Genomic DNA, 10,896 nt, shown 5'->3' with positions numbered 1-10,896 from the left:
GTTTCGGGTGCATGGTCTGGGGCATTCGCCCGATATGCGAGTAATCGTGGTTGGTGCGACCGGAAACGTCGGCACGAGTGTCCTCGCGGCGCTGGAAGCGGATCCCGAGGTCACCTCGATCGTGGGGGTGGCCCGTCGGCTGCCCGGAGCGATGGGAGGCAAGACCGCCTTCCGGGCGGCGGACATCTCCACCGACGACCTGGTGGAGATCTTCGCCGGAGCCGACGTGGTGATCCACCTCGCCTGGCTCTTCCAGCCCATGCGCAACCCGATCTTGACCTGGCGCAACAACGTCATCGGCGGCATCCGGGTCTTCAACGCCGTCGCCGAGGCCGGCGTGCCCGCGCTGGTGTACGCCTCCTCCGTCGGCGCCTACTCGCCCGGCGGTCTCGTCGACGAGAGCTGGCCCACCCACGGCTGGCCCGGGGCGCCCTACGGCCGCGAGAAGGCCTACCTGGAGCGGGTCCTCGACGTCTTCGAGCGCGACCACTCCGACATCCGGGTGGTGCGGATGCGCCCCGGGTTCATCTTCAAGCGCGAGGCCGCCACCCAGCAGCGGCGGCTCTTCGTCGGCCCGCTCGCGCCCCGGCCGGGCCGGATCCCGCTGGTCCCCGACATCCCGGGGCTCAAGCTGCAGATCCTGCACACCGACGACGCGGCGCAGGCCTACCGCCTGGCGGCGACCCGGCCGGTCAAGGGCGCGTTCAACATCGCCAGCGAGCCGGTGCTCGACATGCCCATGGTGGCCGAACTGCTCGACGCCCGGCTGGTGCCGGTGCCCGCCGGGCTGGCCCGCGTCGCGGTCTCGGCGGCCTGGCGGCTGCGGCTGATCCCGACCATGCCGGGGATGCTGGACATCGCCCTGCACATCCCGGTCATGGACACGTCGAGGGCCCGCGAGGAGCTCGGCTGGACGCCGACGCACGACTCCCAGGAGGCGATCCTCGCCTTCCTGAAGGGGCTGCGAGAGGGCGCGGGCCTGGACACCGCCCCGCTGGAGCCGGAGTCGGGCCTGGCGGGACGCGCCCGCGAGATGGCGACGGGCGTGGGGCAGCGCCCCTGACAGGTCAGCTCACCCCGGCGGGGACGGGGGCGTCCTCCTTCTCCACGGTCTCGCGCAGCGGGGCCGGGCGGAAGAACAACGTCGCGACGACGCCGAGGGCGGCGATGGCGGCCGACACGAGGAAGATGTGGCCGGTCGCGTCGGCGAAGGCCGCCGGGAGCGGGCTCTGCACGGCGTTCTCGGCGACCTGGTCGGCCAGGATCGCGCCGAGGACCGAGACGCCGATGGTGCCGCCGAGGGAGCGGAAGAAGGTGATCGCGCCGCTGGCGGCGCCCAGGTCGTGCAAGGCCACGGTGTTCTGCAGGGCCAGCACCAGGTTCTGCATCGACATGCCGACGCCCGCGCCGACCAGCACCATCGCCGGGATGATCCACCAGATCGAGGTGGTGTGGTCGATCCGCGAGAGGCCGAGGAAGCCGACGGTGAGGATGACCGAGCCCGAGATGATCCACGGGCGGACGCGGCCGGTGCGGGAGATGATCTGGCCCGAGATCGCCGAGGAGAGCAGCACGCCGGCCATCATCGGGATCGTCATCAGCCCGGCCTCGGTGGGCGTGAAGCCCCGGCCGACCTGGTAGTACTGCCCGAGGAAGACGGCGCCGCCGAACATCGCCATGCCGACCGCGAGGCTCGCGAGGATCGCCAGGGCCGGGGTGCGCTGCTTGATGACGTGCAGCGGGACGACCGGGTCCTTGACCCGCGACTCCACATAGGTGGCCAGGCCGAGCAGCACCAGCGAGCCGCCGACCATGACGCCGCTCTGCCAGGAGATCCAGTCGAACGAGTTGCCGACGAAGGTGATCCAGACGAGCAGCACGCTGACGCCGGCGGCGATGAGGCCGGCCCCGGCGTAGTCGACGGTGACGTCGCGGCGAATGGTCTCGACCTTGAGGGTCTTGAACAGCAGCGCCCAGGCGACCACGCAGAACGGCACGGCGATCCAGAAGCACCAGCGCCAGCCGAGCCACGAGGTGTCGGCGATGACGCCGCCGAGCAGCGGGCCGCCGACGGTGGCCACGGCCATCACGCCGCCGAGGTAGCCGTTGTACTTGCCGCGCTCCTTCGGCGGGATCATCGCCGCGATGATCACCTGGACGAGCACCTGGAGGGCGCCCATGCCGAGGCCCTGGACGGCCCGGAAGCCGATCAGCTGCGCGGTGTTCTGGGCGAACCCGCAGGCCAGCGAGCCGATGAGGAACAGGCCGACGGCGACCTGGAGAAGGGTCTTCTTGTTGTAGAGGTCGGCGAGGCGGCCCCAGATCGGGGTCGTCGCGGTCGCGGTCAGCAGAGAGGCGGTGACGACCCAGGTGTACTGCGACTGGGTGCCCTTCAGCGCGGTGATGATCTGCGGGAGCGCGACCGAGACGATCGTGCTGGAGATCATCGCGACGAAGAGCACGAGCAGGAGGCCGCTGAGCGCCTCCAGGACTTGTCGAGAATTTTTGCTCACACGGCAACTTTACCCATTGCGCAAATTTGCGTGCACAGTAGGGTGCCTGCTGTGGGACTGAGAGAGCGGAAGAAGGCCGAGACCCGGCAGGCGGTCCACGAGGCCGCGCTGCGGCTGACCGTGGAGCTGGGCTTCGACGCGGTGACCGTCGAGGCCGTCGCCGACGCCGCCAACATCTCCCGGCGCACCTTCTCCAACTACTTCGCCGGCAAGGAGGACGCCGTCCTCTACGGCGAGGAGCAGCGCATCCAGGACCTCGTCGAAGGCATCCGCCGCCGCCCGGCCGCCGAACGCGCCTGGCCCGCCCTCTGCCGCGCCTCCGCCGAGCTCTACGCGGCCCAGGGCAAGGAGGCCGACCGCGAATGGGCGATGCGCACCCGGCTGGCCCGCCGCCACCCGGCCCTGCTCGCCCGCCAGCTGGCCAACCAGGCCCTGCTCGAGAACGAGATCGCCGTCGAGGTCGCCGCCCGCGAGGGCCTCGACGACCACACGCTGCGCCCGCGTGTGATGGCGGCGGCCTTCCTGGCGGCGCTGCGCGTCGCCATCGCGGTCTGGCTCGACGAGCGCGAGTCGCGCCCCCTGGGCGAGGTCCTCCAGGCCAGCCTCATGGAGATGGGCGAGGACTTCTCCGAGGTTGCGAAAGTTTCGGGGTAACGGCTCAAACATTTCTCTGTCGTTTCCCGCTGGCGTTGCCTATTCTGCCGATACGAGAAATTTCACTGCTTGCCCTGCCTGGGCAGGTTGTCACTTTCCGTGCCCCCTGACCGGGTTCATGGTGGCTCGAAATATTTCGAAACGGTGGTGGCCGTGCGGGTTGACCGAGACCTCACGCTTCCCGACCTGCTCGCCCGCCGCGCCGCCGAGCAGTCAGCGAAGACGGCGATCGTGGTGGCCGACGTCGGGGAGATCACGTTCGGCGACTGGGACCGCCGGGCTGACGCGACCGCCCGGTCCCTCGTGGAGCGCGGGTTGTCGCCCGGCGACCGGGTGGCGCTCGTCTTCGGGGAGCGCGACTGGATCGACTACGCGGTCGCCTGGTGCGGGGTGCTGCGGGCGGGCGGCGTGGCGGTGCCGCTCTCGGAGCGGTCGGCCCCGGCCGAGCTCGACCACGCGATGGCCGACTGCGGGGTCGTACAGACGATCTCCAAGGACACCGCGGCCGAGCTGGCCGCGAACGACACCGCCCCCATGCGACGGGGTCTCGGGCCCGACCAGCTGGCCCAGATCATCTACACCTCCGGCACGACCGGCCGGGCCAAGGGGGTCGGCGCGACCCACGCCAACCTGGCCTTCGGCGCCGATCCGCGCTACCGCAAGCTCGCCCATTCGCGGCACTTCCTGCACGCCTTCCCGATCGGCACCAACGCCGGGCAGACCATGCTGGTCAACGCGCTCGACGCCCGCCCGGCGGCGCTGACGACGCCGATGTTCACGCCGGGGCGCTTCGCCCGGCTCATCGAGATCCATCGGGTCGGCACGGTGTTCGTGGTCCCGGCGCACGCGATCCAGCTGCTCAACGCGGGCGTGCACGAACGCCACGACTTCGGCTCGGTCAGGCTGCTCGGCTCGACGGCCGCGAACCTGCCGCCCAGCGTGGCGGCCGGGATGGTCGACGCGTTCCCGAACGCGACGATCGTCAACTACTACACCTCGACCGAGGCCGCGCCCGCGCAGACGGCGATGATCGTCGACCCGGCCCGGCCCGCCTCGGTCGGCCGCCCCACGCACGGCGGCGACCTGCGGATCCAGACGCCCGACGGCGATCCGGTGAAGACCGGGGAGACCGGCGAGGTCTGGTTGCGCCCGCCCGCCCGCTGCCGGGTCTACTACGGCGACCGGCAGGCCACCGACCGGGTGTTCCGCGACGGCTGGGTGCGCATGGGCGACCTCGGCTACCTCGACGACGACGGCTACCTCTACCTGGTCGACCGGGAGAGCGACGTCATCGAGTCGGGCGCGCACAAGGTCTCGACGCTCCAGGTCGAGGCGGCGCTGCACGAGCACCCGGCGGTCGCCGAGGCGGCCGTGGCCGGGCTGCCGCACCCGGTGCTCGGCCGGGTGACCGGGGCGGCCGTGGTGACCCGCGCGCCGGTGACCCCCGCCGAGCTGCGCACCTTCCTGCTCGACCGGCTCGCGCCGCACGAGCTCCCCAGCCGGCTGATGTTCGTGGCCGAGTTGCCCAAGAACCACCTCGGCAAGGTGGTGAAACCCCGCCTGCTCGATTTGATCGGGCCGGCCGACACGCCTTCGGGACGGACATGATGACGGCCCACCACCTGCCGGTCCGATTCGAGGGCGACGACACGATGGTCGCCTCGGCCGCCGCCGTCGCGGAGACGGCCGGGGTGACGACGTTCGAGGCGCTGCTGGCGGGCGTGCACGCCCTGTTGTTCCGGTACGGCGCCGAGACCCCGGCCGTCCTCGTCGAGGAGCTGCCGGTCGTCACCTGGCCGCGTGACACGCTGCCCTTCGACGACTTCGCGCGGGAGGTGCGGGCGCAGGTCCGCGGCACGCTCCCGGAGGTCGACGGGCCCGGCGCCCGGTTGCGGTTCGACCTCGACACGCCCGTCGCCCGGTTCCGGGACGCCCTGGGCACGCTGCTCGCGCACGCCGCCGCCGAGCCCGGGGTCGCCGTCGGGGAGCTCGACGTCATCCCGCCCGCCGACCGGGAGAAGCTGCTCGTCACCTGGAACGACACCGAGGTCGCCTACCCGCCGGTCACCCTGCCCGAGCTGTTCGCGGCCCAGGTGCGGAGAACGCCGCACGCGGTCGCGGTCTGGTACGACGACCGCACGCTGACCTACGCCGAACTCGACATGGCCGCCGGGCGGCTGGCCGGCCGGCTGCGGCGGCTCGGCATCGGCCCCGGCGACCTCGTGGCGGTCAAGATCCCCCGCTCCGACGACCTGCTGATCGCGCTGCTGGCCGTGCAGCGGACCGGGGCGGCGTACCTGCCGCTCGATCCCGGCCACCCGGCCGAGCGCGCCGACTACATCGTGGACGACGCCCAGCCGAAGCTGGTGCTGAGCGACGCGCGGGCCGACGACCACGAGGGCTACCTGCGGCTGATCGCCCCCGACGAGCTCGCCTACGTCGTCTACACCCCGGCCTCGGCCGGGCGGCCGAAGGGCGTCGAGGTCACCCACGGGAACCTGGCGAACCTGCTGCTGTCGATGCGGGACCTGCTCGGGCCGGGCCCCGGCGACCGGTGGCTGGCGCTCACCTCGCCGGCGTCCGACGTCGCGGCGCTGGAGTTCTTCCTGCCGCTGATCACCGGCGGCCGGGTGGTCATCGCGGGGACGGGGGCGCTCCGCGACCCGGAGGCCCTCGCCGCTCTCGCCACGGCGCAAAACGTGACGTTCGTGCAGGCCACGCCCTCGGTGTGGCGGCGGCTGCTGCCGGGCGGGATCTCCGGCGCGACGGCGGTGACGGTCGGCGAGGGGCTGCCCGCGCCCGAACTCGGGCAGCGGTTCGACCGGGTGGTCGGCGTCCACGGTTCGGCCGAGACGACGATCTGGAGCACCTTCGGCGGGCGGCCGATCGCCAACACCACCGTCCGCCTGCTCGACGGGCAGGCGCGGCTGGTGCCGATCGGCGTGCGGGGCGAGGTGTGCATCGGCGGCGCGGGCGTGGCGGCCGGCTACCGGTGGCGGCCCGAGCTGACCTCCGAGCGGTTCGTACGCGACCCGTTCGGCGCGCCGGACGACCGGCTCTACCGGACCGGCGACCTGGCCCGTTACCGCGACGACGGGACCATCGAGCCGGCCGGGGCCGTGCCGCCGCTGACGCCCGCGCAGCAGCGGTTGTGGTTCCTGCACCGGTTCGATCCGGCCGACGCGTCGCACAACCTGCACCTGGCGCTGCGATTACGCGGGCCCCTCGACCGCGAGCGGCTCCAGGTGGCGGTCGACGGGGTGGCGGCCCGGCACGAGAGCCTGCGGACGTCCTTCCACGACGGCCCGGAGGCGCGGGTGCGGCCGCCCGGGCCGGTGCCGATCGAGTCGTCCTGTGACGTCGAGGAGGTCGCCGAGCGTGTCGGCGCGCCGTTCGACCTGACCGAGCCGCCGCTGCGGGTGGTGCTGGCCGAGCTCGGCCCCGACGACCACGTGCTCTGCGTCGTCCTGCACCAGATCGTGGCCGACGAGTGGTCGCTCGGGGTGCTGCGCGCCGACCTGCTCGCCCTCTACGACGGCGAAGAGCTACCTGACCTGGCTCTTCGGTTCGTGGAGGCGGCGGCGTCGTTGCCCGGCCCGTCGGTCGACCACTGGCGGGCGCAACTCGCGGGCGCGGCCCCCACCGAGTTGCCGGCCGACCTGCCCGGGGACGGGCCGCCGATCGGGGCCCGCCACCGGTTCCACCTGCCGGAGCACGTCGTCGCCGGGCTCGAACGGCTCGACGCGTCGTTGCCGACCGTGCTCGCGGCGGCCTACCAGGTCTTCCTGGCCCGGCACTCGGGGCAGCAGGACGTCGTCGTCGGTACGCCCCGGCCCGTCCGCGACCACGCCGAGTTCCAGCCGATCATCGGGAATCTCACCGACGTCCTGGTCCTGCGGGCCGACCTGACCGGCGATCCCGCGTTCACCGACCACCTGGCGGCCACCGCGGAGACCGCGCTGGCGGCGCAAGTCCACGGCGCCGTGCCGTTCGAGGAGGTCGGCGGCGACCTGCTCCAGACGACGGTGGTCCTGCACGACCGGCCCGACGCGCCCGAGCGGGCCGGCGACCTGCGGGTGGAGCCGTTCGACGTCGGCCGCCGGCCGGCCAGGGTCGGCCTCGCGCTGGAGGCGTGGCGGCAGGACGACGGCCTGCTCGTGGTCTTCGGCTACGACGCGACCCTGTTCCGGGCCGAGACGGTCGGCGAGCTCGCCCGCCGGTTCACCCTGCTCCTCGAAGGCGTCGCGGCCGACCCGTCGAGGCCGATCTCGACGTTGCCCTTGGCGGCCGAGGAGCCCTTCTCGTTCACACCTGGCCCGTCGACCACGCTGGTCTGCGACGACGGGGAGATCAGCTACGCCGAGCTGGCCGCCGGCGAGCCGGTCGCCTGGCCGGAACCGGCGGCCGGGACCGCGGCGGTCGCCCACGTGCTCGGGCCGTGGGGCGAGCCGGTGCCGCCGGGGTCGCCCGGTGAGCTGTGCCTCGGCGAAATCGGGCTGGCAACGGGCGATTTGCACCGTACCGGCGCCCGGGTCAGGCGTCGCCCCGACGGACGGCTGGAGTTCGTCGGCGGGGCCCGCCCGGCCGACCCGCCGCCCGGGGTGACGGCCGAGTTCGTCGAACCCCGCACCGACGCCGAGACGCTGGTCGCCGACGTGTGGGCCGACCTGCTCGGGCTGCCGGAGATCGGCGCCCTCGACGACTTCTTCGCCCTCGGGGGACACTCGCTGCTGGCCCTGCGGGTGGCCGTGCGGCTGCGGGAGGCGCTGGAGTTGGACGTACCGATAAGAACGGTCTTCGAACGGCCGACCGTGGCCGGACTCGCACTGGCCGTCGAGGAACTGCTTGATCTGGAGATGGCATGACCGAAGAGCTCAGGGTCCGGCTGGCGGACATGATCGCGGCCGCCTCCAACGGCACGATCAGCCCCGACGAGGTGCTGTCCGGACGGCACACGCTGTCGGCCCTCGGGCTGACGTCGCTGGCCAGGATCAGCCTGATCGACACCATCGAGGACGTCTTCGGCCTGGAGATCGACCTCAGCGGCGACCTGTCGTCGTTCGAGGACGTCGACACCCTGGTCGCGGCGCTCAAATGAAGATCGAGTTCGTCGGCGCCACGGAGGGCGAGGCGCCGATGACCTGGGGGCAGCGGCTGATGTGGCGGGCCGTGCACCTGATGGGCGCCAGCCAGAACTACCTGAACTGCCCCTTCGTCTTCCCGGTCTACGGCCGCCGCGAGCTCTCCACCGTGCTCGACGCGCTGCGGGTGCTGATCGAACGGCACGAGACCCTGCGGACCACCTTCTCCGACGCCGGGCAGCGGGTCAGCCGCGAGGGCGTGCTGGAGATCGAGCTCGTCGAGGCCGGGGCCGAACGCGGGCTCCGGGTGGCCGAGCGGGTGGCCGGCGAGATGGCGCACACCGTCTTCGACCACGGCGCGGAATGGCCGCTGCGCTGCACGGTCGTGCTCAAGGACGGCCGCCCGTTCGCGCTGGCCTGCGTCTTCACCCATCTGGCCGTCGACTACCACGCCCTGGCCCTGCTGGCCGAGGAGTGGAAGGCCCTGCTGAGAGGGGCCGAGCTGCCGCCGGTGGCGTGGCAGCCCCGCGACCAGGCCGGGCTGGAGTCGTCCGACGCCTGGCAGGCCCGGTCGACGCGGTCGATCGCCTACTGGCGCGACGTGCTCCGCGACGTCCCGGTCGAGGTCTTCGACCATCCGCCCGGCGAGCCGGAGGACCCCCGGTTCATCGAGGTCATCATGGACTCGCCCGCTCTGGCGGTGGCCGCCACCCGGTTGTCGAACCGGCTCACGGTCAGCTCGACCAGCGTGATCCTGGCCGCCTGCGCCGAGGCGCTGGCCGGCGTCAACACGCGGTCGCGGGTGGTCATGCAGCTCGTGCACAACAACCGCCGCGACGCCCGGACCCGGGAGATGGTCGGCACGGTCGGCCAGGACGCCCTGCTCGTGCTCGACCGTCCCGGCCCCGACTTCGCCGAGTTCTGCCGCACCACCCACCGGGCCGCCCTGCAGGCGTACCGCAACGCCCACTACGACCCGGCCGCGATGACCGTGATGCGGGAGAAGGCCGGCGGGCACGACCTGGACGCCTTCTTCAACGACCGCCGGGCCTCCCCGGGCTGGCCGGCCCTCCCGGCCGACGCCGACCTGTCGGTGGCGAAGACCCGGACGTACACGGAGAACGCCTGGCCGGGCGTCAGGTTCAAGGTGTTCTTCACCGTCGGCGCCGACGCGGGCACCGGCCTGCTGAGCATCATCGCCGACACCGCCTACCTGCCCCGGGCCACGGTGGAGTCGATGTTGCGCGGCGTCGAGGCCCGGCTGGTCGCGGCGGTCTAATCGGCGATCGGGCGGCCGAAGTCGACCGCCGCGAGGATGCCCTCGGGGGTGGAGGTCCGCAACTGCGCGTCCGGCCGCAGGCCGAGCGCGTCGTTCACGGTGGAGAAGGCGATGCGCAACGCCACGAACGTGGTGAGGTCGAAGATCTGCGCGTCGGTGAAACCGGCGTCCCGCAGTTCCCGTACGTCGTCCTCGGTCGTCGCGTGGGGCCGCCGGGTGACCTTGCGGGTCCATGCCGCGACGGCGCGCTCGGCCTCGGACAGGCCGGCGTCGTCGCCCGTGAGCACCGAGGCCGCCGTCTCGGCGTCGGCCCAGGCCGCCAGCTTGTTGCCCCAGGCCAGCGCGCAGTAGGAGTTGCCGTAGGCGACCGCGCAGGCGGCCACCATGACGCCCCGCAACCGCAGCGGCATCTCGCGGGTGACCTGCCGGGCCAGGCCGAAGATGCCCTCGGCCACCTCGGGCCGGTAGCCCCAGAAGCGGGTGGCGTTCATGACGTACCCGAGCTCCTCGAGATCGACCTCGGCCTCGGCCGGGTCGGCCTCCATGTCGGCCAGGAAGCTGCTCATCACGCCTCCTTCCGGGCCAGGTAGCCGACCACGTCGATGCTCGCCCGGAGCGGCAGGCCGGCCCGCAGCCGTTCTTCGGCCCCCTTGATCGCGGCGTCGGCGAACGCGTCCTCGCCGATGTTCTGGATCGCCTCGTACGCCGGCCCGGTCGACGCCAGCGCCCGCGCGTAGGTCGCCGGGTCGGCGAACTCCCACGCGAACGGCACCGTCACCCGCCGCACGCCGGTGAACCCGGACGCCTCCAGCACCTGCTCACCGGCTCCGGGGCGGCCGAGGGCGACCATGTTCCGCTGGTTGTCCACCTTCGGCTCGGTGGCCAGCCGGAACGGCGCCAGCGCCCACGCGCCCGGCGACTTCTTGATGTGCCCCCACACCGTCAGCCCGACCCGGCCGCCGGGCTTCAGCACCCGGTGGATCTCGCGCAGCGCGAGCGGCGTGGTGCCCCAGACGCCCCGGAAGCTGGTCACGGCGTCGAACGACGCGTCGTCCCAGGGCAGGTCGTGCATGTCGCCGACGCGGACGTCCGCGCCGGGGTTGCGGTCGCGGGCCACCGCGACCAGCCGGGCCGAGGCGTCGATGCCCGCGCCCTCGGCGCCCCGGACGGTGGCCAGTTCCAGGGCCAGCCCCGCGCCGCAGGCGACGTCGAGGATCCGGTCGCCGTCGCCGATGCCCAGGTGCTGGTGCATGGCGACGTATTCTCTGCAGTTCCCCGGTTCGCTGAGCGTCGCGAAGTCGACCGCGCGGCGGCCCCACCCCTCGTCGACCAGCGTCCAGGCCGTCGAATCGTACATTTCCCCTGTTTC

General features: G+C 72.8%; 9 protein-coding genes. 6 read left to right on the top strand and 3 right to left on the bottom strand.

The genetic code is table 11. The features are described from left to right. Positions 1-46: 46 nt before the first annotated feature. Positions 47-1,063 carry an NAD-dependent epimerase/dehydratase family protein gene (locus AW271_RS30375; RefSeq protein ID WP_245653282.1) on the top strand — a complete coding sequence of 339 codons (1,017 nt, stop codon included), beginning with the start codon at positions 47-49 and terminating at the stop codon, positions 1,061-1,063. Between the two features lie 4 nt (positions 1,064-1,067). On the opposite strand, the gene AW271_RS30370 is transcribed toward AW271_RS30375, so the two are convergent. Beyond that, entirely contained in the window at positions 1,068-2,513 is a 1,446-nt protein-coding gene (locus AW271_RS30370) for an MDR family MFS transporter (protein ID WP_062341028.1), read from the bottom strand. Between the two features lie 51 nt (positions 2,514-2,564). Between AW271_RS30370 and AW271_RS30365 the strand changes: the two genes are divergently transcribed. The 5 genes from AW271_RS30365 (at position 2,565) to AW271_RS30345 (ending at position 9,527) form a co-directional block, all read left to right on the top strand. Beyond that, complete coding sequence (locus tag AW271_RS30365) at positions 2,565-3,167, top strand: acyl-CoA-like ligand-binding transcription factor (RefSeq protein ID WP_083977464.1); 603 nt, start codon at positions 2,565-2,567, stop codon at positions 3,165-3,167. 153 nt (positions 3,168-3,320) lie between these two features. After that, the gene (locus tag AW271_RS30360) at positions 3,321-4,775 is read left to right on the top strand and encodes a class I adenylate-forming enzyme family protein (protein ID WP_062341042.1); all 1,455 of its coding nucleotides are present in this window, start codon (positions 3,321-3,323) and stop codon (positions 4,773-4,775) included. After that, positions 4,775-8,032, top strand: a complete 3,258-nt coding sequence (locus tag AW271_RS30355) for an AMP-binding protein (protein ID WP_062341026.1) — start codon at positions 4,775-4,777, stop codon at positions 8,030-8,032. Before AW271_RS30360 ends, AW271_RS30355 begins: the two co-directional genes overlap by 1 nt. Further along, positions 8,029-8,265 carry a phosphopantetheine-binding protein gene (locus AW271_RS30350; RefSeq protein ID WP_062341025.1) on the top strand — a complete coding sequence of 79 codons (237 nt, stop codon included), beginning with the start codon at positions 8,029-8,031 and terminating at the stop codon, positions 8,263-8,265. The genes AW271_RS30355 and AW271_RS30350 overlap by 4 nt, the downstream gene beginning before the upstream one ends. Next, positions 8,262-9,527 (top strand): condensation domain-containing protein, encoded by a 1,266-nt coding sequence (locus AW271_RS30345; RefSeq protein WP_062341024.1) that lies wholly within the window; start codon positions 8,262-8,264, stop codon positions 9,525-9,527. Before AW271_RS30350 ends, AW271_RS30345 begins: the two co-directional genes overlap by 4 nt. On the opposite strand, the gene AW271_RS30340 is transcribed toward AW271_RS30345, so the two are convergent. Both AW271_RS30340 and AW271_RS30335 read right to left on the bottom strand, forming a co-directional pair. Next, a complete protein-coding gene (locus AW271_RS30340) occupies positions 9,524-10,093 on the bottom strand; it encodes a carboxymuconolactone decarboxylase family protein (protein ID WP_062341023.1) in 570 nt (189 codons plus the stop codon). The two genes, AW271_RS30345 and AW271_RS30340, sit on opposite strands and share 4 nt — an antisense overlap. Next, a complete protein-coding gene (locus AW271_RS30335) occupies positions 10,093-10,884 on the bottom strand; it encodes a class I SAM-dependent methyltransferase (RefSeq protein ID WP_062341022.1) in 792 nt (263 codons plus the stop codon). The genes AW271_RS30340 and AW271_RS30335 overlap by 1 nt, the downstream gene beginning before the upstream one ends. Positions 10,885-10,896 lie beyond the last annotated feature (12 nt).

This window comes from Herbidospora sakaeratensis (genome assembly GCF_001570525.1).
Taxonomy (GTDB): domain Bacteria; phylum Actinomycetota; class Actinomycetes; order Streptosporangiales; family Streptosporangiaceae; genus Herbidospora; species Herbidospora sakaeratensis.
Note: the sequence above shows the minus strand (reverse complement) of the source record. Positions and strands in the feature narration are given on the sequence as shown.

What these genes read in the sequence shown, in the direction of transcription:
- AW271_RS30345 (WP_062341024.1), top strand. Translation starts at nt 8,262, where the DNA reads ATGAAGATCGAGTTCGTCGGCGCCACGGAGGGCGAGGCGCCGATGACC.
- AW271_RS30355 (WP_062341026.1), top strand. Translation starts at nt 4,775, where the DNA reads ATGACGGCCCACCACCTGCCGGTCCGATTCGAGGGCGACGACACGATG.
- AW271_RS30340 (WP_062341023.1), bottom strand. Translation starts at nt 10,093, where the DNA reads ATGAGCAGCTTCCTGGCCGACATGGAGGCCGACCCGGCCGAGGCCGAG.
- AW271_RS30335 (WP_062341022.1), bottom strand. Translation starts at nt 10,884, where the DNA reads ATGTACGATTCGACGGCCTGGACGCTGGTCGACGAGGGGTGGGGCCGC.
- AW271_RS30350 (WP_062341025.1), top strand. Translation starts at nt 8,029, where the DNA reads ATGACCGAAGAGCTCAGGGTCCGGCTGGCGGACATGATCGCGGCCGCC.